The following is a 26,365-nucleotide window of genomic DNA, read 5'->3' as shown; positions in this document are numbered from 1 at the left end:
TGTTTGAGGTTATTACATTCTGAACCCTCTTTTGCGGGGAGCAAGCTGTTCTTTAGGCTTTTCGCTTACCTGGGCAATGGCTTCTTTCCTTGTCGGAAGCGAACTTGTTGAGAGGTCTGTCAATTTCGATTGCTTCAGTAATTGCCCGTACCGGTCTGTTCTTTCAATATTCATTTTCTGTACATCGAAAAGACCGTCTTCATACTTTACCCACATATTGCATTCAACCTTTGGCTTATCGTCACCATTCCATTGCAGGTAAGTTTTCAGCATCAGGATGTTGGGCAGCATCGGTTTATCCATTCCGTTTTTACAAGCCTCCAAAAACCTGCTGATGCTGTCTTTGATTTTGTCGGCATAGGCTGCCTCCGTTTGGAAATAACCATCGTACCCTTTATCGGTCAGGGTTTTTGCGAATGTGTCTAAATCAAGTGACTGTTTCATATCACTTATTTTTTTAGCGTTCGATGACTTCTATATCCCGGTTTTCTACCACCGAAAATTTTTCGATGTTAAAGCCCTGGGGATTGTTGTCGGAGCGAACGGAGTTTACGAGATAGCAGGAAGTAATCAGGTTGCGTCTGGTTACGTTGCTCGACCGGATAATGAACTGTTTGGCATAGGTTCGTACCGCATACGGATAGGTGTCGAAGTTGCAGACAACACTATCTACTTCTATGCGCTGCTGCACGTTACCCGAAATTATCCGGCTGTAATAGCCCTTTTCCGACAAGTCTTTGTAATAATCGAAAGCCGATTTATCGGCAAGGTTGAATGCCCTGCGCATATTGCTTTCGATAGCATTTTTGTCGGGAGCAAGCGTAAAGAAAAGCTCGTGAAAACGTCTGACGTGTTCCCTTGCTTCCACAGGTCGGTTGATACTTGCATCCTGCGATAAGGCAAGCATCAGTGATTTACCATTATCCAGTACATAGATTTTCTGGCGTTGTTCGTCTGCAAAGCGGTAGGATTGCCATACGGCATATCCTACCACGCCAATGCAGAGAACGGCAAACACAATGGCATACAAACGTATCTGCCTAAAGCTGTTTTCTATATTTCTTAGCGTTTTAAATTCCATTTTTAAATGATTTGATTGTTTTTATTTTCCCATTAATTTCCCACCGATATTACCTGCCGCCGAGCCTGCACCAGCTCCGGCAATATTTCCGGTTTTCATTGCAGCTTGGTTTACGTTGCGGGTAAAGTTCCCTGCACCTCCGGCTTGGATTACCCACCCTGTTACGGTCGGTATAGTGAAGTACCCAATGATGCCGATAATCATAAAAATGATGTACACCGTATTACTCGTATCAGGTATATAGGTAGGGTCAGCCAGCATTGCTATATCCCTTTCCAATATGAGGGATTGTATTCTTGCCAGCATAGAACTGAACAAATCCGAAACGGGAAGCCACAAGTAAACACTTACATACCGGGTCAGCCATTGCGTGAGCGTGGACTGAAACCCGTCCCATACGGAAATAGCAAAAGCTATTGGTCCGAGTATGGAGAGGACTATCAGGAAAAATGTTCGTATTGTATCAATAACCAAAGCCGCCGCCTGAAAAAGTATCTCCAGCAGATTGCGGAACCAATCTTTTATGGCTTTTTCTATCTTGTAGGCTTGCCTGTCCATATACATTCCTGCCATTGTGCCAATGTCGGAGGGCGACCAACCGAGTTCGTCCAGTTTCTTATCAAACTCTTCGTCTGATACCATATAGGCGGTTTCGGGATTTCTGACCATTGCCTCGTATTCCAATTGGTCTTTCTGTTGCTGCAATTGGTTCAGGTCGAGCACCTGGTCTTCGAGTATCTGGTGAGTCCCTATAACCACCGGGCTTAGAACCGCATTGATGGTTCCCAAGACGATAGTCGGAAAGAACATAATGCAAAGCCCCAAAGCGAACGGACGTAACAAAGGGAACATATCAATAGGTTCGGCACGGCTTAATGCCTGCCAAACCTTTAATGCCACATAGAACAATGCTCCCAATCCCGCCAGCCCCTTAGCCACTGCCGCCATATCAGCGGACAGTGGCATCATCTCATCATACAATGAACGCAGGACTTCGTGAAGATTTTGAAATTCCATAACTACCAGTATTTTTGGTTAGCAGTTCCATAGAGTTCAAGCACTCTTTGGGCATCGTTTTTCTTTTTCGCTCTCAGGTAGCTTACAGAAATATTCTTATTGGTGTAGTAGCGAACAAGGCTGTGGTAGTCCTTAACTTCTTTGTACACACGGTCAATAATATCCATACGCTCTTTGTCGTTCAGTGAAAGGCTTGATGCTGTTATTATCTGTTTGAGTTCTTTCAGCAGTTCGGTACTTTCATTCAGCAATGCCGAATAACCGTTACCAATGGCTACCAATTCCTGTGGCGAAAAATTGGGGTCGTTCATCATCTTGCCGAAATTCTGCACATACATTTCGGACACATCACCTACCAGCAAAACAGTCTGTTGAACCTTACGGGCATCTTTCACAAGGTTATTGATTGCTTTGAGCTTATCGTAATACTCTTTGCCTTGCTCATATACTTTCTTCACTTCGTTGAAGTTCTTGACCACATTGCTCACGGTGGAAGAAGTCTGTACGATTTCGTTCGCAGAGTTGAGAATACCTGAAGCCAGATTTGCAGGGTCGGTTACAACCCATTGGGCATTTGCGGACGGTGCTACGGCAAGCATAAGTGCCGTACACACCAGTAACATTACTTTTTTCATTGTCTTGAAATTTTTGATTGTTAATAATTATTGATTTACCTGTTCACGCCGTTGCATAGCGATATGCTTGATGGCGAGTTCGACGTTACCGTCGAGTTCCGATGCGAGCTGCATCACTTCCATTTTTTCGGTTTCTTCGGTGGTGTATGCAAGATATTCCTCCAAACTAACTTCGGTGGCATATACTGCCGAGTGTGTACCACCTAAGCCAATCCAAACCTCTTTGTACAGTCGGCTCGCATCGTTGTTCATATTGATGGAAAGTACCTGACCTTTCTCTTTGTCCGTCAATCCGAGCATCGCTTGTATGTCATCGAATTTGTTCATATACTTACGTTGGTCTAAGAGGATTTTGCAGTCGGAGTTATTGATGATACTTTCCTTTACAATGGGCGACTGGATAATGTCGTCCACCTCCTGCGTGACCACAATGGCTTCTCCGAAAAATTTCCTCACAGTCTTAAAGAGGTACTTAATGTATTCTGCCATTCCTTCTTTGGCAATCGCTTTCCAGGCCTCTTCAATCAAAATGAGTTTGCGAATACCTTTCAGCCTCCGCATCTTGTTGATAAAGACTTCCATAATGATGATGGTTACTATGGGAAAGAGGATTTTGTGGTCTTTTATCGCATCAATTTCAAACACGATAAAGCGTTTGGAAAGCAGGTCTAATTGCTTATTTGAATTGAGCAGATAATCATACTCGCCACCTTTGTAATAGGGTTCGAGTACGTTCAGGAAATTGGCAATATCAAAGTCTTTTTCCCTTACCTGTTTTTCTTCGAGTACCTTACGATAATCGCCTTTTACATACTCATAGAAACCGTTAAATGACGGGTAAATATCTTCCTGTTTGATACGCTCGATATAACCGGAAACCGCATTGGAAAGAGCAACTTCTTCCGAACGGGTTGGCGGTTCATCATCACGCTTCCACAGTGTCAGTATCAAGGTCTTGATACTTTCACGTTTTTCGATATCAAACACGCCATCATCGGTATAAAAGGGATTAAATGCAATCGGGTTGTCTTCGGTGTACGTGAAGTAAACCCCGTCTTCGCCTTTGGTTTTTCCTTTAATCAGCTCGCATAAGCCCTGATAGGAATTACCGGTATCTACCAAAAGTACATGTGCACCCTGTTCGTAATATTGCCTAACCATGTGATTTGTAAAAAAAGACTTACCCGAACCTGACGGACCAAGAATGAACTTGTTCCGGTTCGTGATAATCCCACGTTTCATCGGTAAGTCTGATATATCCAAATGGATAGGCTTTCCCGTAAGCCTGTCCGCCATTTTGATACCGAACGGAGAGGGCGAATTGTGGTAGTTGGTTTCTTCCGTGAAGAAGCACAGTGCCGGTTCAATGAACGTGTAAAAACTTTCTTCGGAAGGAAAATCTCCGGCATTGCCCGGCATTCCAGCCCAATACAAAGTGGCTACGTCCGTAGTGTTATGTCTGGGCTTACACTCCATCAACGCCAACGCACTACCGCAATCATTCTTTAGCTGTTTCAGTTCCGCAGGATCTTCCGACCACGCCATAATGTTGAAGTGTGCTCTTATGGAAGACAGCCCGAACGAATGTGCTTCGTTCAGGTATTTTTCTATCCATTCTTTGTTGATTTGGTTCGCACGACTGTACCGAGCCAATGAGTGCATATTGCGGGCAGACTTCTCAAACTTTTGCAGGTTGTCGTCGCTGTTATCTAAAAACAAATACTGATTGTAGATGTGGTTGCAGCTTAACAACAAGCCCACAGGTGCGGCGAATGATAGACGGCAATCGCTCCGGTCGGTAGATAGCTTTTCAAAACGGGTATCTGCCGATACCGTTCCAGGCAAATCGTCCGTATCGGACAAGGTATGCAGCGATAACCTTTTATTTCCGATACGGACTTCTTCAGCCCCCAATGCGATGTCCTGCATTGGGGTTCCGGCTTCTCTTGACAGCGTAAGGTATTGCTCTAACAATCCCTGCTTTTCATCAGTGCCGATAATGTCATCTTCGGTCAATCGTCTAAGCGTTACAAAACCACTATCGTTTACGATACGCTCAAATTGAGCAACCGCCTCCATAAAGCGGTGTATCGTTTCCTTGTTCCTGATTTCTTTTGGTATCAGCATTCCTTTGCAAAGCGAACTGAAGTTGCTTTGCATACGCATTCTTTCCTTAGTGGTCTTGGTCAGGAACAGGTAGCAATAGTGGTTCAGAAATGGTCGCTCGTTGAAATGACTTTGATAGCTTTTAGACAGGAAACTTTGGTCTTCCTGTGCTAAATCGGGAGCGTAGTTTTCTTTGATGTACCAATCCTGCTTATGGATTACCGTAAAATCGGGCAAGGTTTTGATTGCCTTGTGCCAAGCGGAATGAACGGCTTCATATTCCGCAGATGCTACCGTAAACAGCTCCGGCAAACGCACTTCAAAGCAGGCGGTAATGTCCGCATCTTTGGAAAGGATGCAGTTGTTCTCTACTGCCAGCAATGGAAATTTGTTTTCCAGCGTTGTTGTCTTTGCAACGTTTCTCATAGGGCATTCGATTTAGGAGTGAATTTTAAATAGCGGTGTACAGGTTTGCGACAGATGATGTAGCGGGGATGCCTTTTATTCGCACCAATTTTCATTAGTCCGTGTTCGCCATACTTTTTGTTTAGTGAAAAGGTCTGCCACACAATGAGCGAAGCACCGCCTGCTCCGAGGAACAGGCAGATGTAAGAGTTTACGCCAGCCATATACAGTATCATCACGAAAATGAGTGTGCCGAGTAGCCCACCTGCAAAGATGAAGAGGTACTGTGCTTTCAGTCCTTTAAATTCCACTGTCCTGCCAATGCCTTTGTTTATGTTGTAACTGTTCATAAAGCAAAGGATTAAAGGAAGAATGAACGCAGGATGGTAGCCGCTACGATTAAGAAGATACACGCACCGAACCAGCTTGCCGCAGTCTTCGATGTATCAGGGTCGCCCGAACTGAATTTGTTGTACACTTTAACGCCTCCGATGAGCCCAACCACCGCACCGATGGCGTAGATTAATTGGGTTGCGGGGTCGAAATAAGACGTTACCATTTGGGTAGCCTCGTTGATACCAGCCGAACCGTTTCCCTGTGCGAACGCACCAATTCCTGACAGCATTGCCACGGCTGCCAGCAAAACTTTTTTTCTCTGTTTTTCCATAATTGAAACACATTAATTTGTTACAGTTTGCCCACACCTTGCGGGCTTTCGGAACAAAGGTGTTTCGGAAATCAAAGCAATCTAACAAAGTGGCTGTCAAAGGAATGATTTGGCGTTGAGTGGCGTTGTAGAACTGACTTATATAAAAAAAGCATCAAGCTATTAGGCTTGATGCTTTCAAATACCAAAGTTACTACTATAACTATTTACTTTCTACAGCCAAAACATTGGTAACAAATCTTCGTCCTCTATTTTGTGCTCCTACAACTACAACTATATATTGAACCAGTAAGAAAGAAAAATAATATATGTTAATCGGCCAAGTTGCAATAACAAGAGCAGGAATTCCAATAAAGACTATAAATAGAAAGGACAATGAAGCAGAATCTCTAGCTAACAAGAACGTTCTGTGACTTTCGGAAATTACAATATCTAAAGTGTTTTTCTGGTAAATTTTATACCACAGCCTGTTTTGATCTTTGGGATTTTTAGGTAAATTCCCATGAATCTCTTTCAGTTTTTTTCTGTCTATTCGAGGATCTTCTTTACTTAGTTTTGAAAACGCTATTGAGCCTGGCAAGGGGTTTTTGAGTTTCCAAAAAACCAGTATAGCTTTTTGATTGCTTGATAATAAACCATTCAATAAAAACAGCAGTAATGGAGCTATAGATGCACCAAGACCTTTTATTATTAAAACGATATCGAATTCATTTGCTATTTCTTTAAAATACTGTGGGAAGATTATACCACATATAATTAAAATATTTGCTGACAGTAGGATCCACAATTGTGGAGTATTCTTTGCCTTTAAATTCACAGGTTTTTCCATATTCACTTCAATTTAAAATACGTAAGGAAATATACCGGTTGGAGTAATAATGGATAAAAACACAGGCAATGGCGGTTGAAGATTACTACATTCTTCTTTGTGCTTCTTCACGCTTTCCATATCCTGTTTACTAAGACAATTAGGTCCATCAGGATGAGTGTGCCATTCCCCGACATAACCAATTTGACCTCCTGAACTCTTTTCTATTGCTGAAATTTCATTCGCTAAACCATTTTGTCCTCTGACAAACTGTGTTGTACTACCTTTGCTATCCAAAGGAGCTTTGATCGAACCAGTAATATGAATTGTTTTCGTTTTATAATTACAAACACCAACAAATACACCTCCCGTCTCATTTTTTCCAGCAATCGTAAACTCTTTAGTCAATTGCTCTACAATACCTTGCTTAAATCGAATTTCCCAATTAGTATTGTTAACTGCCTGAAACATATCAAATGGTTTTACATTTAACACCTGTGTTTCAATTCTATAGTCTTTTGAATCTATAATGCGATTCAAATATATTTTACCTTCCGCTGACATCATACTCATTTCTTTCTGTAGAACACCAGAAAAATAAGATGCATGAGAGGAAATTTTATGGTCTGATAAAACTGTCGTTTCCGAATTACAGCCTACACCAACATGCACTGTTAAATTAGAGTGAGCGGATGCCTGTTCATTCTTAAGCCAGTTTCTAATATTCAAATCGTTTTCAGCAAGACTAAACAAATACACTTGCAAATCATCCAATCTGGGGTTTCTATTATTACCTTCTTTGTACATTATCCCCAAATTTCCAAAATCACTTATTGAGGCACTTACTACATGATTATTATCTATATTTCTTAATGTAGACAATCGATTAAAAAATGCTTCGGAAGCAGTAAAATCTAATACCCAATCATATTTCTCAAATGTTTCTTTTTGGCCTATAAGCCCATCCTTAAAAGAAGTACCACTTATTATTTTTGTATTTTCATAAGGGTAAATTTTCTCTATTTTTTCTGCTAATGCTTCGGCTTTATTGTGACCTACATCCTCTCCAAATAATGTGTGTCTAACTAAGTTATGCGGAGAAATATAATCTGGGTCGATCAAAGTTAAGTTTGTCTGTCCAGATCTCGCTAAATGCATTATCATCTTAGATCCGATTGCACCACACCCAAAGATAACATTTCTTTTGCTGTCTGAAATTTTGTCCAATCCTGATATATGACCGGCTAATTTTTTAGTTAGAGGTTGGTTGTGCGATAACATATCTATCGGTACGTTATTGACAATTTTTTCCTGTTCGATGTCACTGGAAGTTACCTTAAAGCGTAGGTTTATGAATTCTACATTCGATGAATAGCCAATCAGTTGACTAGGTCTACGTATTCCAATTATTACAGGAAAATAGATATACTCGTTTATTTTACTATAGGTAGTAATGAATTTTTCAAACTCTTTATATTTAATATGATAATACTCACAAAACAATTTAAACTCGTCCCATGACCTTGGAATATTTACTTCATATTCTCGTCTTATCACATCTTCTTCACTCCATAGCACATATCCGTAATAATATTTCTTTCTTGTAACATCTTCTTTGTCTTTTTTACGTTCCTCGTCAACTTCCTTAATAGTAGTAAGTGCATTTTTATCAGTAATCGGCCTAACAAATTTATACGTATACCTACCCAAATTACTCGGACGTTCGAACAAGACAATTGAAAACTTATCTCCAAATTCAAAAGCTGCTTTATTAGCAACAACAGTCAGAAGGGTATCATAGTCATAAATTATACTTCCCGAGTATCCCTCTAATCTCAATGGTTCATATTGTTCACCATTTTCAGTTAACTCACCTGTAGCACCATCTCTAAGCCAGTTGCTTATTCGTATTACGAGGTCTTCAATCCTTTTATTTGCATACCATTCGTCTGCATTTCCTCTTACATAACAGAAGGCCGGCGGGCGATTATTAACTGCTACATAAAGATGAGCAAGATTGTTTTTAGGAAAATCTAACCTGTCAGTATAAACTCGAGGAGCTGAAACTGGATAATTAATTAAATCAAACACAAAAATAACAGGCTCTTTTTCTCTAATGTCTAAATCGTCAAAATTCCCCAGACTAGGTAAGTCAATATTGATCTCAATTGGAATAGCGATTCTACTATTTCCCCAATCCAAAATCTTTACTTGATCACCTTGAAGTTGACATAATGATTTTAGAGAATCCTGAATTTCAGGATTCTCTATATCATTAGTAAATAACGGTAGGCTATCACTAAACTTCTCCATTTCCGTATTTTGAAGTGGTGTTTACAATACCTAAACCAGCTCCTCCGGCAACCTTAGCTGAACCCTCAACCTGCTTAGGTTTTACTATTCCTTGAGAAGTAACCTCAAACACGATTGGTTGCGGAATCTTGTTAACTATGTTATACGTAGTAGTATTCAGAAAATTTCCATCCGTTACTTTTTTAACATACTCGCGTTTAGCCTCATAATGAGGTGGATTATCCTCGTCATTTAAGATTTTTTTACTTGATGCAATAACCTTTGCATTATTCCTCCTGTAGTTTAAAACTTCCAATGAAGTATCTTTCGGATCAGGATTTTCTTCTTGTGGCCTATCGTTAAAGAATGACCAAGAGCAGTGATGAGGAGAAAGAAATAAATCCCATTTCAAAGCATGTTCATTTTTGTACTTTTTAGTTTTTTCTAAAATAATACACCATGAAGTGTGATCAGAATCCCCCCCAAACATTGCAAGAGTTGAGAAATCTTGCTGATAAGATGTCTTTTTAAATCTCGCTTGAAACACAATGCTCGTTGAATTTTTTTTATCGTCACCTAATGCTTCAAGATGTTCCTTGAAGGGGGCATGTATGAATATTGAAAACAATACTTGATTTCGGTCATTAAAGCGGTCTACTATGTCTCCTGGTTTAGCTCTTAAATGATCTAAGTCTTTATAATCTGTACTTCCGTCATACCCGATAATCTTAATTCTATTTCCTGCATTATCCTTTTTAGGGTCTTTGCTTCGATGTAGTGAAAGCCGGCGTTCTGCTTCCTTTTGGTAAGCATCTTCATCATCATTTGTATGTTCCTCAGCAATCATTGGAGAAAACCACATTGTGTCTACTCTGATAAGCCCTTCCTTCTTATCACTTTCTGAATATTTTTCGGGAGCTCCTTGATAGAAGTGCTTTTTAAAGCCTCTACAATGATCTTGATCACCATGAGTTAAGATAAATACGTCAACATAGGGTATACCATTACTATACTGCAAGCTTTGCAATAAATCTTTTTTAACATCATATGTTTCGTCGTTGTCACAATTCCTGATGTTACAATCAACCACAATGGTTGTTTTGTCTTCCAAAGTAATTAGAGAGGTATCTCCATTACCAACTGGGTAATACTTAATAGTAGCGTTTGCCATTTAATTTTCTTTTTTATTTAATTAATACTTTTATCATTATCGTCTACCTAATTTTATAAAAATGGTAGTCCTAGCATAAACATTAGCAAAGCCAGACGATCATTGACCACTATAAGAAAAGAAAATGACAATTATATTTGCACAAATAACAAGTTTGTTTACTTTTGTGCTATTCCAATCACAATATCATTTATCCATTCTCATAAGTGGACACTTGAAAGAAACAGTAGGCATAGTTTAAGTTGTCGCATTTCTTAAACTATGCTTAAATTTCTCTAATATTTTTTTTTACGTTTTTATTCTATTTTTTTCTCAAATTTTCCACCTCCTTTTTTAAATCATTAATAGTTTCTGTTAGCTCTTTACCAGCCTTAAGGTATTCCATTGGATAATCTTCCTTGAGCTCATTCATCATTAGGTAATATATAGGCTTCAGCATAGTTCTAAGATCCAAATCATTATTATCACTAAACATATCTAAAGCAATATCATATTCTCTTTTAGCAATCAGTAACAGGAAAAATTCTACAAGTTCTGAAATATTTCTGTGAGCATAGCTATCATCATCAGTGCTGTTATGTAAAATGGCAGCTTGCTTTTTTACAATGCCTATTGCTTCCGTCAAATTGTCGTTCCACAATAGTATTTTAGCATAAAGTAACTCAAAGCGACTATTTATATCGTCTGGTTTGTATTTTTCAAGCAACTCTTTTGTGAATTTTTTCCTATTATTTCTCTTAGATCTATAGATGCTCTGTACCCAACATCCTATCACAGAAGTATCGCCTAATTCTATTGCTTTCTCAAACATTTTATCCGACTTCTCAAACAGCCCTTCTCTGTGAAAGAGATGAGCCAACTGATGTGCTGATTCAGCATCATTATGTGATACTCCATTTTCAAGAACAGCAATTGCCATGTCGTTTTGTTTCTGTCTAAGATATAATCTTGCTAATTGAGTATACCCATCAATTTCTCCCTTGTCAATGGCTAATTTAAATTGCTCCTCCGCTTTTTTGAAACTTGGTTTGCTTTTAAACATGTAGAGTCTTCCAAGATTAATATTACTATCCTCTTCGTTCTCCTTAACCGCATTCAAAAGAGCTATCTCAGCATCTTTTTTCTTTTTCATTTTAGAAAACAATTTTGCCAAAGCAGTATTAGATTTATCTAATTTAGCCTCTACAGCATCTCTAAAATATTTCTCTGCCATTTCAAAATCATTAAGATCTAAATAAATATTTCCTAAGGAAATCAATGACTGTTTAAAATTCTTTGTCACAGCTTGTTTATGATATTTTATCGCTGACTCGTAATCCTTTCTCTTTTTATAAATACTACCTAACCTATTAGCAGCATATGGATGAGGATGTGGTAATGTCAATGACTTCTCATAATATTCTATAGCTTTATCAGGATCATTTAGGTGCATGTCATAAATAACTCCTAATGTGGTGGATGTAAATGTATTTTGATCATCTAAATTCCAAGCTGATTTTGCTGCGTCTAATGCTTTTTCATGATCTCCTTGCATTAAATAAACAGATGTAGCTAACATGAAATAATCAATATCTTTATTTTCTACATCGTTGAGTCGACTAACAGCTTCATCAAAACGCTCATCTTTTAAGAGCTTTTTAATGTCATCTAATACATCCTTTTCAGCAGTTTTTGCCCCTTTTAATATTCTGTCTGGTAAGATAGAATTAGTAGTACTAATCAATTCTTCCTTTAAATTCTCCGGGATGTTCTCGCAAGATAAAAATGTATTACCCATATCTATTGCAGCAACAGCGTCATACTTACCATCTTTAAGGTTGCTAATATGATTTTTAAGTCTTTTAGTTAGCTCACTTTCGTCACACCAAGCATCAAAAAATCGAACTAGCCATATCACATTTTCCTTATCATGTTTTCTTCCAAACCTCATTAAGTACCAAATATTCATAAAGCGTTCCTTTATTCTATATAAATGATTCTTTGTAGAAGTAGGCACCTTCTCAATCAATTGATTTTTTTCTAGATATGATAGTATCGATGATATATTTTTGCTTTCCAATCTAGTCCGCTTTGCGATTTCTTTAACAGAAATCGCGTCCCATTTTCTAGCTATAGCATCAATTACTTTCTGTTGTTGAGTTGAAAGTTGATCTAACTCAGACTTATATAATAGTGTTAATGTATCTATAAGAAGATAAAGGTCTTTAATAGCCTTGCCATTTTCATTATCTAAAAAAATCTGAAAAAGATAAGAGATTGTTCTTGGTACACCTCCAGTTAATCTTCTTAACGCTTCAACTCTACCGGGGTAATTCTCAATAATCTCTTTAATCTGATTCTCCTCTCCATATTGTTGACCAATTTTTATTAGAAGTTTTTCGCAATCTTGTTGATTCAGCCCATCCAATTGCACCGTATTAAAAAACTTATAAAATGGATCGCCAAAGTCAATTGTTCCATCATTGAAAGAAGTTGAAGAACCTATTATCCTAAAATGAGATTCAGAGGTTAAAATTGACTTAAGTCGCTTTTTTTCGTATTCATTTAGCTTCTTTAAAAAAAAGTTAACATTCTCGATAAAAAGAATGGCCGTTTTGTTTTTTGACTTCAGAAACTTTTGCAAAAAACTAAATGATGCTTTTTCATAATCTTCTTCCGTGTCAATAATCTTCTCAATGGAATCAGATAGTTTTTCCTTATAAAAATTATCATCAATTCCCATAGCTATAGCCTCCCAAAGATTCGTTAGATCAGATAAATTGTATTGTTCTTCCGAGAACATAATAGGAAGGTAGATATCCGACAGCAGCTTTTCATCAAGTATAGCGTAATTCAGTCTATGCATTAATGTTGTTTTTCCAGCACCGCGCTGTCCAATAATAATAGTGTTTAAAGATTTACTTTTAATATCTCCATTCACTAAAATGTCTTTGATATAATCAAACTCATTTGTTCGTACAACAAACCCATCTACTATCGCAGACTTAGATTTGCTCCCCGTATTGTTTCTTAAAAATATATCTTGCTCACTCATAGTTGACGATAAAAATTTTGTCAAATATAGTGACTATTTTTCTATCGTCAAAATTTTTGGCGATTTTTTTTTCGTTAAAACCATTTTTATCATGATTGTAGAAACAAAAGAAGCAAGAAAACTTCAGTTTTCTTGCTTCTACAATTTCTGACAAACGTAAATATTTCCTATACAAACTCCCCAATATCAAAATCACTTAAATCACTTTTCCGCAAATTGGAAGAACCGGCTTCGGTATCAGATGATGAAAGTGTGCTGTCCAGAAGCTCGGCAATCTTTTTGGAAGCACCTTGCATTGAACTTTCGAGTAGAGCAAATAATTCGGTTCCCTGTAATCTTTGAACTATATCAATCGCTGTTTCCTTTTGGGCTGGTTCCAATGTTTCTTTTTGGAGCAACACCCCCACGCTGTTTAGTTCTTCAAAGGTAACCCCCTGGGCAAAACCGTCATCGCTACCGGAAGTTCTGTACCTGTTCAAATCTTCTTCTTCCTCTGCCAAATCGGGTACATTATTACTGAACACCTCGTCCAGTTCTTCCTGCGGAATTTGTTGAATACCTACGTTTTCATTTGTGTCGTATTCGATGTCTAAATTATCAATATCTACCTCCGGTTCCGCTATCTGGCTTTCATTGGCAGTATTTGGCAGGGATTGGCTTCTTACGGGCTTTGGTTGCCCCATAATATCGGGCAGTTTCGGGTCCTGTTTCGGCTTTTGTTCCGACTTTCTTTTAATGACAATCTTGTCCTGCAAAAGCAGGGCAATAACTATCAGCAGGCATACTACAATTACTATTTCCATCGCTAAAAAATTGGTTTGTTCTGTTTGTTGTAATAATCGATGATGTCTTCGCCAAATTCCTTGAAGTGATGCTCAAGAATGTTGTCTATTAATGAGTAAAGCGTGGCTTTTTCTTCTCTTGACACCTGTACAATGCGGAGCAAACGTTCGTGGTATTCGGGGCGTATGTACACTACTTTTCCGTGCCGTCCTGACGGAAAGCGGTTGATGAGGAATAGAGAGGGATAAAGGTTTTTCCACTCTATATTTTTCTGGTTTTTTCTATTGTTGTTCATCGCTATAATTTTTAAAAAGTTGGTTTATCTGCTTTACCATAAAGCTCTTTCATTTCCGTTCCGAAATCATCAAAATGATGCTGAAGCAAATTCTGTAAATAATCGGCAAGGGTCAGCTTGCCACCACCGAGCATAAATACAAGCAGGTTCAGTTTCTGATGAAACTCTTTGCTGATATATACCGTTTTCCCTTTCCTTGCCATAAACTCTGTAGGTGTAAGGAAAGTGGATTTGTATTGAGCCGTGCGTAAGGCTTTGTCTGTTTTTTTGTTTGTATTTTTCATAATCAGATGCTTTAAAAAATGGGTTTAAATTTCTCGTTAAAATCATCGGTAATTGCTTTCTCAAACAGTTCAAAATGATGTTCGAGAATGTTATCGAGGTAAGCATACAGCGGTATCTTATCTTTCCCGATAACCTGTACGATACGGGAAAGGCGTTCGTGGTATTCCTGCCGGATATAGATGCTCTTGTCGCCCCGCTTTTCCATTGAGTGCGTATTGAGAAAACGTTCACCGTAGGTACTGTCTGAATTTTTTCTGGCTCTTGTTCGCTCTTTTTGCACAGGCTTCTCCTGTATTTGATCCTTGACCTCTTCTTTAGCAATTTCTACTTCTTTGATTTCCTCTTTGGCAGGCTCTTTGGCAGGCTCTTTGGGCGTCTCGGCGGGTGGCTGTTTCATTCCCTCTTTGCGGACACCGCCAGCCATTAATGACATCACATATTCTTCGTCAATTTCAGGGCTGTTTCTTTTTTTATTTCCTTTTTCCATAATCGTTACAGTTCAATGGTTCTTAAAAATTCCTGGACAAATAAATCCAACTGACAAGCAGCCATCAGCCTTTGATCGGGCGGTAGTAAAGAAGAACGGAAAGGCGTTTTTTCCATCGCTTCGCTTTCTTTTCTGAAACGCTTGCTGTCCGTTACATAAATCTTCATCAGGGAGAAACCCAAATCCGCTATGAATTTGCCGTACAAATCATAGAGTTCCGACTTTTCACGCCTGTCCACCTGGTTCCAAAACAGGTGGATGCCTTTAATGGTGCTTCCCCCGTTTTTCATTATAATATCCGTAAGAGCCTGTGTAAAGCTCAGTGTACTTTCCACGACAACCCTGTCAGCCGTGATAGGCGAAAAAATGTAATCCATTCCCATAAGGGTATGAAGTATTCCGGCAGAATTGACCGTTCCCGGCAGGTCGAAGAAAACCACATCAAACGGAATGGTTGAGGAACGGAGTAAATTATCGGCTTCACTCAAAGCGGTTTCCGCTTTGCATTGCTCTATCGTGTAGGCTTTCTTATTAATGGTCATAAACTGCCTGTGGGCAATCCGCTTAAAGTGTTCGTTTTCCCTTACGGCTTTCAAGTCCCTTTCACGCATTTTCAATAAACTGTACTGCGGATAATCGCAATCCAACACGGCTACATTGTAGCCCATCCGGTAATGGAGCAGGCTTGCTACAAGTGCCGTAAATGTGCTTTTGCCAACACCGCCTTTTTGAGAGGAAAAGGCAATGAACAGCGGTTTCTTTTTTGTTTCCATATCTTAAAAATTTAAAGTTGCTACTTTCTTGCAGGCATTCCGTCCTGCGGAATGACTGTCAGTCATTCCTGATTTCGTTCCGGCTTCCTTGCAGGATAGCCAGCCATCTTGCTTGACTGAACTTGTGACTGTCTGCCTCTCTGCAATACGGCAGGACTGCACCCGTTCCTGTTTGCTCTCAATCAGGATAACCGTCATTCCTGTACTCCTGCAAACCTGCATACGTTCAGGAAGCCTGTCTTGCGTGATTGCCTGCCGTCAGTCTATCACGTTTGCTTTCTTGCAGTCTTGCAATCTTGCAATCCGGCTTGCAGAATGGTCTGCATTTCTGAATGATGTCTATCCGATCTGAATGATGGTCTGATAGCGTTCCTGCCTGAAATCTGATACAAAGAACCAATGTTATTTTCCTTGTTGTACACTGGTGGCAGTGTTTGGCGTTCAAAGGCAGTGTTTGGCACGCTGTTACACTGCAATGCTTTCAGAAAGAGGGCTTTACTTTGTAAAATGAATTTTATTAACTGATTTATGCAAAATCGAAATGACAAAACGGAGTTTAACAACAACGGCATCGAGCCATTTTTCCCTGTTAAAATCAATCCGTCCCGCAGGGCGGATTTTTGTGTTCACCGGAACACGGCAAGTTGTGTTTTGAGCATCTCGAAAACTTTTCGGATGCTCAAAACAACTTGCCCTTGCAGGGAGCAGAAAACGTCCTCCGAAGTCGGCGTTTTTGTGTGAATTAAAAATGGATTAGTGATGAATGAGAACAGCAAAAAGCAGTTGAAAAAGACAGGGCGACCGCTTAAAAACGACCCTGCGAAAATCCGCTACACGATTTCCTTTACCGAGGAGGAACACGCCCGTTTTCTTGCTCTCTTTGATAAATCAGGTATGCAGGTAAAGGCACATTTTATAACGTCCTGTATCTTCAATAAGACGATAAAATCGGTACATATCGACAAAGGAACGATTGATTTCTATATGCGGCTGACTTCGTTTCACAGTCAGTTCCGCTCAATCGGGGTAAACTATAATCAGATTGTAAAGCTGTTGTACAAGAATTTTTCGGAGAAAAAAGCATCGGCATACCTGTATAAATTGGAAAAACAGACGGCAGAAATGGTCGAATTGTTCAAAAAAGTGGTGGAGATAACCGAAGAGTTCGATAAAAAATACCTCAAAAAACAGCGGTAGTAATGATAGCGAAAATAGGAAGAAGTGCAAATTTATACGGAGCATTGGCGTATAATAATCTGAAAGTAGAGAAAGAAAACGGACAAATTCTGTTTGCAAATAAGATAATTGAAACGGCAAACGGGCAGTATTCCGTTGCACAATTAGCACAATCTTTTGCTCCTTATCTGTTAGCTAATCAAAATACAGAGAAACATACCCTGCATATTTCGCTCAATCCCGACCCGAAAGATACCGTTAGCGATGATAAGTTTCGGGAAATGGCACAGCAGTATATGCGGGAGTTGGGATATGGCGAACAGCCTTTTGTGGTATTTAAGCATACCGATATTGACCGTACCCATATCCATATCGTGTCGGTTTGTGTGGACGAAAACGGAAAAAAGATTTCGGACAAATTCGAGAAAATGCGGTCGATGAACATCTGCCGTGAACTCGAAAAACAACACCATTTGATACCTGCAACAGATAAAGAGCGTAGCCAGAACGATAAAATTTTCCACCCTGTGGATTACAGTAAAGGCGATGTAAAAAGTCAGATTGCATCCGTTGTCCGACACCTGCCGAACTATTATCAATATCAGACTTTGGGAGAATACAATGCTTTGCTTTCTCTTTTCAATATTACCACCGAGAAAGTGGAGGGCGAATTGCAGGGAAAACCACAGCAAGGTTTGCTGTATATTCCGTTGAATGAAAAAGGCGAAAAAGCAGGAAATCCGTTTAAGGCTTCCTTATTCGGAAAGAATGCAGGGCTACCAGCATTGGAATTGCATTTTGCGAAATGCAAAACGGCTTTGAAAGACCACCCGACCAAGCAGACGTTAAAAACAGCCGTTACCATTGCCCTGCAATCTACGGATAATGAATTGAGCTTTAAGAAGCAGTTGGGCGAGCAAGGTATTAACGTGGTGGTTCGCAGAAACGACACCGGACGTATCTACGGTATGACGTTCATAGACCACAATTCAAAAACCGTTTGGAATGGCTCACGGTTAGCAAAGGAACTTTCTGCCAATACCTTTAATGATTATTGGAACAATAACATCAAGCCCGACATCAAAGAGCTGGACGAGCCACAAGAAAAAATATCCCGTTTAGAGGACAGAGAGGAATTAACATCAGAGCAACCGCACCCTATGTTTGAATTTGATGATACCAATAAGAAAGACGACGGTTTGATTGAAGCCTTTGGTGGTTTGCTCATTCCCGAAGCACAGGGAGAAGATTACGATGAAGCGGACTTTGCCAACAAAATGAAGAAAAAGCGGAAACGCAAAAGAGGTCAGTAGTTATATTCAGCCAAACACTGCCACGTACTGCCTTTGACTGCCACAATCTCACAGTCACACTATATAGCTCATAAATTCACGCCCGAACATTTAAAAATTTATAAAAATGCAGGGAGAAGACGATTTAAGAGGGCTTGCAAAGATTATGGCTTTTATGCGAGCAGTAAGCATCATTATAGTATTGATGCACTTGTATTGGTTTTGCTACGGTTTCTTTATAGAACGTGGCTGGACGTTAGAAATCATCAACAAAATATTAAGCAATTTTCAGCGTACCGCCGGACTGTTTTCACATACACTATATACGAAAGTTTTTGCTTTAGTATTATTGGCATTAAGCTGTTTGGGTACTAAGGGCGTTAAAAACGAAAAGATAACCTGGTCTAAAATCTATGTGGCTTTAGCTATCGGCTTTGTCCTTTTCTTTCTGAACTTTCCTCTCTTAAAGCTACCACTGAACACAGCTACATTTCTGTATATACTTACCACAAGTTTAGGTTATATCGCCTTAATGGTAGCTGGAGTATGGATGAGCCGATTGCTCCGTACTAACCTGATGGACGATGTTTTCAATAATGAAAATGAGAGTTTTCAGCAGGAAACCAAACTGATGGAAAACGAGTATTCGGTCAATCTACCTACCAAGTTTTATTACAAGAACAAATGGAATGATGGCTGGATTAATATCGTCAATCCTTTTCGGGCAACGATTGTGTTGGGAACTCCAGGTTCCGGAAAATCGTATGCCATTGTAAACAATTATATCAAACAGCAGATTGAGAAAGGCTTCTCAATGTACATCTACGATTTCAAGTTTGACGACCTATCTACGATTGCTTACAATCATTTACTGAAGAACAGGGATAAGTACAAAGTTCATCCGAAATTCTACGTGATTAACTTTGACGACCCAAGAAAGAGCCACAGGTGTAATCCATTAAATCCCGACTTTATGACGGATATTTCAGATGCCTACGAAGCGGCTTATACGATAATGTTAAACCTCAACAGGTCGTGGATACAGAAGCAAGGGGATTTCTTCGTGGAAAGTCCAATTATCTTGCTTGCAGCAATAATTTGGTATCTGAAAATTTATGAGGATGGTAAATATTGCACCTTTCCCCACGCCATTGAATTACTCAATAAAAAGTATTCGGACGTATTTACGATTTTGACCTCTTATTATGAATTAGAGAATTATTTATCTCCCTTTCTCGATGCCTGGCAAGGCGGAGCCCAAGACCAGTTGCAGGGGCAGATTGCATCGGCAAAAATCCCTTTGTCAAGAATGATTTCTCCGAGCCTTTATTGGGTAATGACCGGAGATGATTTTTCGTTGGACATCAACAACCCAAAGGAACCAAAGATTTTATGCGTTGGCAATAATCCCGACCGTCAAAATATTTACTCCGCAGCATTAGGGTTATACAATTCAAGAATTGTAAAACTCATCAACAAAAAAGGACAGCTAAAGAGTTCTGTTATCATAGATGAGTTGCCCACAATTTATTTTAGGGGCTTGGATAATCTTATCGCAACGGCGAGAAGTAACAAGGTGGCTGTGTGCCTGGGCTTTCAGGACTTTTCACAGTTAACGAGGGATTACGGCGACAAAGAGAGCAAGGTAATACAGAACACGGTTGGTAATATATTCAGTGGTCAGGTGGTTGGCGAAACGGCAAAAAGTCTTTCGGAACGCTTCGGAAAGGTATTACAGAAACGCCAAAGTATGACCATCAACCGAAATGACAAATCAACTTCAATTTCTACGCAGTTGGATAGTTTGATACCAGCTTCTAAAATCTCAACACTTACACAAGGTATGTTCGTGGGTTCGGTATCTGATAACTTTGACGAGCGTATCGAGCAAAAGATATTCCACGCTGAAATCGTGGTGGACAATGACAAGGTAGCTGTCGAAACCAAAGCCTATCAGAAGATACCAGAAATATTATCCTTTGTTGATGAAAACGGTGAAGACAATATGAAACGGGACATTGAGGCTAATTATAGACAAATAAAACTGGATATCGTTCATATTATCGAAAGTGAGTTGGAAAGGATTAAGAATGATCCTGACTTACAACATCTGGTGCAAAAAGAATAAAAAAATTAGCTATCTTTTTTAGGGTAGCTATTTTTTGTTTACAGATACAGCTACATTGTCCGTAATCGTACAGAATTCCCTTGTAAATCATTAATATTAATGGTTTCCTCATGGTGCTCAGTCTCCTGATTTTTTAAGTCAGGGGTAATGGATAACTGTATTTTTCGTTCCACGGCAGCCAGTTCCGTTTTAAGTTCGCTCAATCGGCTTTCCTTAGACCACGTTCCGCCCACTACTTCCTGAAGTATAGGCAGGTCTTTTTTAATTTCAGTAATCTTCTTTTGTTCCTGGTCAATATAGCCGGGCAATTTTTCCAATGCCCTCAAAAAGTTCAATGATGCGGTTTCGGGTTCTTTCGCCATTAAACCATTGTTGTAAGTGTACTTGATATTGCCCTCTCCCTGTACCAAAAAGCGGTTTACCCGAATATCTACGCCCTCTTTTTCGGATATTTCGGTTTTAACCAATAAGGTAAATCCATACAGGCTTCCTATTTCTTCATACTGACCTCCGGTGCGGGCTTTATCCGCAAGCTGGTTGAGTTTCGCTCCGATTTGTTTTATATCCGCATTGGGCTGTAAGCCGTCCAACTGAACAGGGTTTGCGATAGTGCCGTCAGAACGCTTTTGTATGCGTTGCTGTAAATTTTCCCAATCAAGGCTCATTCGGTTTAACCTACTTTGGGAGGCTTCCAGCAATTCCGTAAAGTCTTGTAGCTTGTATTTAGCACTGAATTTAGAACGGTTGAACGCTTGCTTTTCGCTTTCCAGTCCTGCAATCTGCTTTTCTAATTTGGCTTTGTCCAACAGGTCTGTATTTCCTGAAAGGATAGCCACATATTCCGAAAAGTTCATTCCCGATTTTTCGTCCATACTGCCCTCGTCAATGGTACGTTTACCGAGATTATTGTTTTTTAATTGGTCAATAAATAGCTGTTTATTGTACAGCAGGTTGAACTTATAACTGTCCAGTGATTTTTCTACGGCATAGATGATTACATCTACTTTGTTATCTGCAAAAAACTTGGCAATCTCATTGCCCTTACGAACAGCTCTGCCATCCCTTTGGGCAAGGTCGCTCGGTCGCCAAGGGGTATCTAAATGATGAACGGCAACGGCTCTTTTCTGTGCGTTCACGCCCGTACCCAGCATACTTGTAGAACCGAACAGCACACGGATTTTACCCTCGTTCATTCCCTTAATCAATTCCTTACGTTGCTTGTCCGTTTTGGCTTCCTGAATAAACCGGACTTCATTCGCAGGTATACCGTGGTCTTCCACGAGCTTACGTTTAATTTCGGAGCACACGTTCCATTCGCCCGGCTTGTAGGTTCCTAAATCAGAGAAAACGAATTGTGTTCCTTTCTGTGCGTTGTATTGGTTATAATACTTAGCAATATTATTGGCACAATGCGAAGCCTTATTATCTGGATGGTCTTCATAAGCACCGCTTACCATTCGCATATCGAGCGACATCTTACGGGCGTAATCCGTAGCAATAAGCATCTTTGCTTTTTCTTCGCTGGCACTTAGCTTTGGTCTGCCCAACAGTTCCGCATTTCCTGTTTTGGCAAACTCCATTAGTTTTTGGATAAATTCAGCTTGGTCTGGAGTAGGTGGTATGTTATACAGCACCTCGTTCTTATTCGGGCGGTCAATGCCTATATCCTTTGCTGTTCGGTAATCCGTGATTTCAGAATAGAATTGGGCAAGCTCCGGCACTTTGATAAAGTATCGGAAACGCTCTTTTGCCACGATATTGTTAGCGACTGAAAACTCATAATCGGTTGTTTTCCTCGCATAGATAGCTGCCCACGCATCAAAAGAATGAATACCCTGCTTTTCCATTGCTCTTGGTCGCAGGTATTTGAACAGCAGGTACAATTCCGTTAATGAATTGCTGATAGTTGTACCCGAAAGGAAAGTTGCTCCCATATCCGCATTGATGCGTTCCTGAATGGTACGGATAGCAAAGAGCAGGTTCATTGCCTTTTGACTACCGTCCACATTGCCCAATCCGGCAACCCGTGTATGCCTTGTATTGAACATCAGATTTTTGAACTGATGGCTTTCGTCCACGAACAAATGGTCTATACCCATCATCTTAAAATCCACCACATCATCTTTGCGGTTTTGAATATCGTGTTGTAGGGTTTTGAGCTTTACTTCGAGGTTTTCTTTCCGCTTGATTACTCCGGCAAGCATTCCTCTGGTCACTTCCTTGCCTTGCGATTGTAGGGCATCGAGGTTACGCTCTACGCTGTCCAATTCTATTTCAAGGATTTCTTTTTGTATTTCGGGGCTTTGGGGTATCATTCCGAATTGGTCGTGTGTAAGGATTACACAATCCCAATCGTTATTTTTAATATCCCCGAAAATCCGCAGGCGTTTTTGGGGCGTAAAATCTTCTTTGCCAGGAAACAGGATTTTAGCGTGTGGATAAGCAGTGCGGTAGGCTTCGGCAATTTCGTGAACATTGCTTTTCAGCCCGATAATCATAGGCTTGTGGGCTAAACCCAAACGCTTCATTTCCTGTGCTGCCACACACATCACAAGGGTTTTTCCTGCACCTACTTCGTGGTCGCAGATAGCACCGTTATTGAGTTTTATCATCCAAACGGTGTCCTTTTGGCTCGAATACAGGTCTTTAATGCCCAATGCTTTACGGTCTAATCCCGGAAAATCCTGATGTGTTCCTTCATAGTTGGGGCGGACGAAGCAATTAAACGTATCGTTGTATTGGTCGGTCAGCCTGTTTTTAAACTCATCGTTTTGGGCGTGAAGCCACTCGGTAAATGCGGTACGGATTTCGTCAATCTTGGTGTATGCCATTTGTATGGCTTCCATATCCCGTACCTTGACCTCTTGGTCGCCAACCTTGATTTTCTTGGTAATATCCGGTGTGGTATTGACAAGGGCGTGTTTTAGTAAAGCAATCCCGTCAAACGTTCTGCTTTCGGCTTTGACAGCATATTTTTCCCATATGTGTAAATTCTTACGGTCGCACTTTACTGAAAAATCGTCGGAGCTTTCAGAATAATGAACAAGTACGTCCGTATCAAAAAGATGTGAAGCAAATCGGGCATAAATGCCTGTGGGTATCCAGCGTTCGCCCAAATTAAAATCGAGTTCCTCAAATTCGATACGTCTTGGTCGGGCTTCCTCCAATACCGTAAGGCTTGCTTTAGCCTGGGCATCATCAGGATTGTTTTCGATGTAGGTTCTTACGTCCTCTGCTTTCTCCACCACATTGCCCGCAATCCAGCGTTCGGATATTTCATATTCCTTTTGCAATGGATTGTAGTAAATACGACCGTTCAAGGCTTCTTTCAAAGCATCGTCAGGCATTCCGCTTATTTCGGACATATAGCCCAAATCCACGCTTCCGTATTTGTTAAGGGATGCCGCTAATGCTTCTTCGGGATTGTCCGTTGCTATGGTTACGGTAGAAAAACTTACAGGGCGGCTGAATATATCCGCTTTGTGTACCACACCGCCAACGACACGCTCCAAATAAGGGATTTCCTTACCGGAACTATCCGTTTTAATGAGCTTGACATTATCGGCACTGTTGAGGTTTCCGTACCTTTTTACAAAGGCATCGTATAAGCGGTTAAGATTTTCCCTTTCTTCTTTGTGTTCGGTCTGAAAATTTGCCTCCTTATTGTAAAGCTCTTGGTATATATCCCGTACCGCTATGTACGCTTCGGCTCTTGCTTTCTGTGAGGTTGGTAATTGCAGCGGGTGGAAAACAGCCGTACCGTCTGCTGTATCTACATCTTGCAGATGACCTACCCAACCATTATCCACCACAAGGCAATCGTTTCGGTGGAACGATTGCAACTTGCCACTATAAGGAGCAGGTTCGGGAATGGTATCGGGAACGGCTGGCTTATCAGCTTGGCCATTCCCGTTGATACCCGAAAACAAATCGCCAATAACTTCTTGTTTATTACTATTGGTAGCCGTTGTTCCGTTTGTAGTACCGTTTGAAACCGGAGGTGTGTAAGGCTGTTGCGTAGCAGAACTGAACAGGTCAGTTTGGCGACCTATCGCACCTCGTCTTTTGTTAGCGGTTTGTCTTTTGGCTTGCGTGGTTCTTTTGGGTGGAGCAACTGCCATTACAGGTTCGCTCACATTTTCAAACAGGTCGAAAATGCTTAACTGCTTTTCCTGTGAGCTTTCCTTTACTATGGTTGTTTGCGTAAAACGAGGTTGTTCCGGCTGAATGATTTCACGCTCAATGACCGGAGGCGTTGGCTGTACCGGAATTTGTACGATTGGCTCATCGTTCCGTTCGCCTTTGTACAAATCCACATTCAGGTGCTTTCCAAAATCATCGGAAAGCATCATTTTCAAATCTTTGGCAATTCCGGCAACACCGTCTTTATGGATATAGATAATTGCGGGCTGTCCGTAAGGGTCGGTATCTATCTTACGGTCGGTATGTATGACCCTTGTACCATTCTGAAAGTAAGCATTGCTTGGCGTATTGTATTTGGTTTGCCTGCTTTGGCAAAATAGTTCTTCCGTTTCGTTCAGGCTTTGTTTTGCCGTATTCTTTTGCAGGATTATCAGGTCGCTTCCAACCTCTGTACCTGCATATTCTGTAAACAGATTGTTTGGCAGCCGCACAACCGAAACCAAATTATTATCCTGCATTAACGCCCTGCGTATCGGCTCATTCTTTGGGCTATTCAGAATGCCCTGTGAAGTGATGTAAGCCAACAAGCCACCCTCACGGAGCATATCGGTTCCTTTCAAAAAGAAATAGTTATGAATGCTTCGGGCAGCCTGTACTTTTGCACTATCCTTACTTCGGGAATAGGATAAATCAAAGACGGAAGTATCGCCAAAGGGGATATTGCTGGCAACAACATCATAGGTGTTGTGTTCCTTTTCGGGGATTTCCTCAAAGCCACTCACACGGATATTGCTTTCGGGATAAAGCTGTTTTAAAATTTTTCCTGTCAGCACATCCTTTTCATAGGCTGTAACTTCGGTTTGGCTCTCTGCAAAGGATTGAACAAATGAACCGATACCTGCGGAGGGTTCGAGGAATTTCTGAATGTTCAGACCGCTTTCACGCAGGGATGCAGAAATAGCATCTATAACCTGTGGAGGCGTATAAAAAGCCGTCAGTACGGAACTTTTCATACTATCCACATATCGGCGGTATTGTTTATCGTCTTCGGAATTTTCTTTGAGTAGCTGGTGGAGTTCCTGCGTGATTGGGAACAGGTCGTGTTCCGTCTTTCTCCAATTGTTGATGTCTATTTCTTCCGCTATGGGGTTCAGCACGAATTTAAGACCACCAAATCCGCTGTATTGCATCATTAGCAGTCTTTCACCTACGGTGGCTTGACGGTTCTCCTTTTCCAGTTTAAAAGCAATTCGCAGGGCATCAATGTTTTGTTGGAGATGTTGCTTTTTACTGAAGCCCATTTTCCTCTATCCATATTGCGATGGTTCCTGTTATTTCGGTGTAGAGCAGGTCAAACTCATACCCGTAAGCGAAATCATCGGTTAGTTGATACTTTGCAAAAACAGCCTCACAAACAGGGAACATTTTTAGTGCGAACGGTCGCAATTCCTCGTCTGCCATTAGGGTATCAAACTCATCGCATACGACTTGGAAAACCGTATCGAATTTGGAGAAATGCAGTTTTTCAAACAGGATATAATTGGCTATTTCGTTGCATTGCTCAATGGTATTTCCCGAACGAAAAGCACCCTCGTAGGCATTGGCAGCCCACGAAGAACGCTGGTCTATAAACTTTTGGTCGTTGGCTTTTTCGGGAAAGCTCGTGTTTAATAATTCTTGCAGTAGTAATCTGAAATACGATAGGTCTTTTTGCTGTGTATCCATACTATAATTTTGTTTAGAAATTTACTTGAAGCCTAAAATTATAGCAGTAGATAAGAGCCTTT

General features: G+C 40.3%; 21 protein-coding genes. 3 read left to right on the top strand and 18 right to left on the bottom strand.

Translation table 11 applies throughout. The features are described 5' to 3' along the window. Positions 1–12: 12 nt before the first annotated feature. The 16 genes from AB2U10_RS08320 to AB2U10_RS08245 form a co-directional block, all read right to left on the bottom strand. Positions 13–444 (bottom strand): hypothetical protein, encoded by a 432-nt coding sequence (locus AB2U10_RS08320; RefSeq protein WP_115401495.1) that lies wholly within the window; start codon positions 442–444, stop codon positions 13–15. A gap of 13 nt (positions 445–457) precedes the next feature. After that, positions 458–1,081 carry a conjugative transposon protein TraK gene (gene traK / locus AB2U10_RS08315; protein ID WP_115401494.1) on the bottom strand — a complete coding sequence of 208 codons (624 nt, stop codon included), beginning with the start codon at positions 1,079–1,081 and terminating at the stop codon, positions 458–460. 21 nt (positions 1,082–1,102) lie between these two features. Next, positions 1,103–2,098, bottom strand: coding sequence for a conjugative transposon protein TraJ (gene traJ, locus AB2U10_RS08310; RefSeq protein ID WP_367914879.1), 996 nt, complete (start codon positions 2,096–2,098; stop codon positions 1,103–1,105). A 2-nt stretch (positions 2,099–2,100) separates the two neighbouring features. Continuing rightward, positions 2,101–2,733, bottom strand: coding sequence for a DUF4141 domain-containing protein (locus tag AB2U10_RS08305; protein WP_115401492.1), 633 nt, complete (start codon positions 2,731–2,733; stop codon positions 2,101–2,103). Positions 2,734–2,760: 27 nt separating this feature from the next. Beyond that, positions 2,761–5,265: a TraG family conjugative transposon ATPase gene (locus tag AB2U10_RS08300; protein ID WP_115401491.1), complete on the bottom strand. Its 2,505-nt coding sequence runs from the start codon at positions 5,263–5,265 to the stop codon at positions 2,761–2,763. Next, complete coding sequence (locus AB2U10_RS08295) at positions 5,262–5,594, bottom strand: DUF4133 domain-containing protein (protein WP_115401490.1); 333 nt, start codon at positions 5,592–5,594, stop codon at positions 5,262–5,264. The genes AB2U10_RS08300 and AB2U10_RS08295 overlap by 4 nt, the downstream gene beginning before the upstream one ends. A gap of 11 nt (positions 5,595–5,605) precedes the next feature. After that, entirely contained in the window at positions 5,606–5,911 is a 306-nt protein-coding gene (locus AB2U10_RS08290) for a DUF4134 domain-containing protein (protein ID WP_002979435.1), read from the bottom strand. 202 nt (positions 5,912–6,113) lie between these two features. After that, complete coding sequence (locus AB2U10_RS08285) at positions 6,114–6,740, bottom strand: hypothetical protein (RefSeq protein ID WP_115401489.1); 627 nt, start codon at positions 6,738–6,740, stop codon at positions 6,114–6,116. Between the two features lie 12 nt (positions 6,741–6,752). Then, positions 6,753–9,032 carry an anti-phage 6A-MBL system cap2_3 protein gene (gene cap2-3 / locus AB2U10_RS08280; protein ID WP_367914878.1) on the bottom strand — a complete coding sequence of 760 codons (2,280 nt, stop codon included), beginning with the start codon at positions 9,030–9,032 and terminating at the stop codon, positions 6,753–6,755. Next, positions 9,019–10,182 (bottom strand): anti-phage 6A-MBL system MBL-fold protein, encoded by a 1,164-nt coding sequence (gene mblB, locus AB2U10_RS08275; RefSeq protein ID WP_367914877.1) that lies wholly within the window; start codon positions 10,180–10,182, stop codon positions 9,019–9,021. The genes cap2-3 and mblB overlap by 14 nt, the downstream gene beginning before the upstream one ends. Before the next feature lie 301 nt (positions 10,183–10,483). After that, entirely contained in the window at positions 10,484–13,216 is a 2,733-nt protein-coding gene (locus tag AB2U10_RS08270) for a tetratricopeptide repeat protein (RefSeq protein WP_115401486.1), read from the bottom strand. A 167-nt stretch (positions 13,217–13,383) separates the two neighbouring features. After that, complete coding sequence (locus AB2U10_RS08265) at positions 13,384–14,019, bottom strand: conjugal transfer protein TraD (RefSeq protein WP_115401485.1); 636 nt, start codon at positions 14,017–14,019, stop codon at positions 13,384–13,386. 2 nt (positions 14,020–14,021) lie between these two features. Further along, positions 14,022–14,294, bottom strand: a complete 273-nt coding sequence (locus AB2U10_RS08260; RefSeq protein WP_115401484.1) for a DUF3408 domain-containing protein — start codon at positions 14,292–14,294, stop codon at positions 14,022–14,024. 11 nt (positions 14,295–14,305) lie between these two features. Beyond that, a complete protein-coding gene (locus tag AB2U10_RS08255; protein WP_068597194.1) occupies positions 14,306–14,578 on the bottom strand; it encodes a DUF3408 domain-containing protein in 273 nt (90 codons plus the stop codon). 11 nt (positions 14,579–14,589) lie between these two features. Further along, a complete protein-coding gene (locus tag AB2U10_RS08250; RefSeq protein ID WP_115401483.1) occupies positions 14,590–15,066 on the bottom strand; it encodes a DUF3408 domain-containing protein in 477 nt (158 codons plus the stop codon). Between the two features lie 5 nt (positions 15,067–15,071). Then, a complete protein-coding gene (locus tag AB2U10_RS08245; protein ID WP_367914876.1) occupies positions 15,072–15,839 on the bottom strand; it encodes a ParA family protein in 768 nt (255 codons plus the stop codon). A gap of 759 nt (positions 15,840–16,598) precedes the next feature. On the opposite strand from AB2U10_RS08245, the gene mobA reads away from it, so the two are divergent. From mobA to mobC, 3 genes are all read left to right on the top strand, one after another. After that, the gene (mobA, locus tag AB2U10_RS08240) at positions 16,599–17,036 is read left to right on the top strand and encodes a conjugal transfer protein MobA (RefSeq protein WP_367914875.1); all 438 of its coding nucleotides are present in this window, start codon (positions 16,599–16,601) and stop codon (positions 17,034–17,036) included. A gap of 2 nt (positions 17,037–17,038) precedes the next feature. Further along, on the top strand, positions 17,039–18,328 hold the full coding sequence (gene mobB / locus AB2U10_RS08235; RefSeq protein ID WP_115401478.1) for a conjugal transfer protein MobB: 1,290 nt from the start codon (positions 17,039–17,041) through the stop codon (positions 18,326–18,328). A gap of 106 nt (positions 18,329–18,434) precedes the next feature. Then, a complete protein-coding gene (gene mobC, locus AB2U10_RS08230; RefSeq protein ID WP_115401477.1) occupies positions 18,435–20,435 on the top strand; it encodes a conjugal transfer protein MobC in 2,001 nt (666 codons plus the stop codon). Between the two features lie 50 nt (positions 20,436–20,485). On the opposite strand, the gene AB2U10_RS08225 is transcribed toward mobC, so the two are convergent. Both AB2U10_RS08225 and AB2U10_RS08220 read right to left on the bottom strand, forming a co-directional pair. Continuing rightward, complete coding sequence (locus AB2U10_RS08225) at positions 20,486–25,879, bottom strand: helicase-like domain-containing protein (RefSeq protein WP_367914874.1); 5,394 nt, start codon at positions 25,877–25,879, stop codon at positions 20,486–20,488. Then, positions 25,866–26,303, bottom strand: coding sequence for a DUF1896 domain-containing protein (locus tag AB2U10_RS08220; protein WP_115401475.1), 438 nt, complete (start codon positions 26,301–26,303; stop codon positions 25,866–25,868). Before AB2U10_RS08220 ends, AB2U10_RS08225 begins: the two co-directional genes overlap by 14 nt. Positions 26,304–26,365 lie beyond the last annotated feature (62 nt).

The organism is Leadbetterella sp. DM7 (genome assembly GCF_040829825.2).
Taxonomy (GTDB): Bacteria; Bacteroidota; Bacteroidia; order Cytophagales; family Spirosomataceae; genus Leadbetterella.
The sequence above is the reverse complement of the archived record's forward strand: the minus strand, read 5'-3'. Positions and strand labels throughout refer to the sequence as shown.

Excerpts from the sequence above, each read along its gene's own strand:
- mblB (WP_367914877.1), bottom strand. The coding sequence starts at position 10,182 with ATGGCAAACGCTACTATTAAGTATTACCCAGTTGGTAATGGAGATACC.
- traK (WP_115401494.1), bottom strand. The coding sequence starts at position 1,081 with ATGGAATTTAAAACGCTAAGAAATATAGAAAACAGCTTTAGGCAGATA.
- AB2U10_RS08265 (WP_115401485.1), bottom strand. The coding sequence starts at position 14,019 with ATGGAAATAGTAATTGTAGTATGCCTGCTGATAGTTATTGCCCTGCTT.
- AB2U10_RS08290 (WP_002979435.1), bottom strand. The coding sequence starts at position 5,911 with ATGGAAAAACAGAGAAAAAAAGTTTTGCTGGCAGCCGTGGCAATGCTG.
- AB2U10_RS08250 (WP_115401483.1), bottom strand. The coding sequence starts at position 15,066 with ATGGAAAAAGGAAATAAAAAAAGAAACAGCCCTGAAATTGACGAAGAA.
- AB2U10_RS08320 (WP_115401495.1), bottom strand. The coding sequence starts at position 444 with ATGAAACAGTCACTTGATTTAGACACATTCGCAAAAACCCTGACCGAT.
- AB2U10_RS08225 (WP_367914874.1), bottom strand. The coding sequence starts at position 25,879 with ATGGGCTTCAGTAAAAAGCAACATCTCCAACAAAACATTGATGCCCTG.
- AB2U10_RS08270 (WP_115401486.1), bottom strand. The coding sequence starts at position 13,216 with ATGAGTGAGCAAGATATATTTTTAAGAAACAATACGGGGAGCAAATCT.
- cap2-3 (WP_367914878.1), bottom strand. The coding sequence starts at position 9,032 with ATGGAGAAGTTTAGTGATAGCCTACCGTTATTTACTAATGATATAGAG.
- AB2U10_RS08260 (WP_115401484.1), bottom strand. The coding sequence starts at position 14,294 with ATGAACAACAATAGAAAAAACCAGAAAAATATAGAGTGGAAAAACCTT.
- AB2U10_RS08295 (WP_115401490.1), bottom strand. The coding sequence starts at position 5,594 with ATGAACAGTTACAACATAAACAAAGGCATTGGCAGGACAGTGGAATTT.
- AB2U10_RS08285 (WP_115401489.1), bottom strand. The coding sequence starts at position 6,740 with ATGGAAAAACCTGTGAATTTAAAGGCAAAGAATACTCCACAATTGTGG.
- traJ (WP_367914879.1), bottom strand. The coding sequence starts at position 2,098 with ATGGAATTTCAAAATCTTCACGAAGTCCTGCGTTCATTGTATGATGAG.
- AB2U10_RS08245 (WP_367914876.1), bottom strand. The coding sequence starts at position 15,839 with ATGGAAACAAAAAAGAAACCGCTGTTCATTGCCTTTTCCTCTCAAAAA.
- mobB (WP_115401478.1), top strand. The coding sequence starts at position 17,039 with ATGATAGCGAAAATAGGAAGAAGTGCAAATTTATACGGAGCATTGGCG.
- mobC (WP_115401477.1), top strand. The coding sequence starts at position 18,435 with ATGCAGGGAGAAGACGATTTAAGAGGGCTTGCAAAGATTATGGCTTTT.
- AB2U10_RS08255 (WP_068597194.1), bottom strand. The coding sequence starts at position 14,578 with ATGAAAAATACAAACAAAAAAACAGACAAAGCCTTACGCACGGCTCAA.
- AB2U10_RS08300 (WP_115401491.1), bottom strand. The coding sequence starts at position 5,265 with ATGAGAAACGTTGCAAAGACAACAACGCTGGAAAACAAATTTCCATTG.
- mobA (WP_367914875.1), top strand. The coding sequence starts at position 16,599 with ATGAATGAGAACAGCAAAAAGCAGTTGAAAAAGACAGGGCGACCGCTT.
- AB2U10_RS08220 (WP_115401475.1), bottom strand. The coding sequence starts at position 26,303 with ATGGATACACAGCAAAAAGACCTATCGTATTTCAGATTACTACTGCAA.
- AB2U10_RS08305 (WP_115401492.1), bottom strand. The coding sequence starts at position 2,733 with ATGAAAAAAGTAATGTTACTGGTGTGTACGGCACTTATGCTTGCCGTA.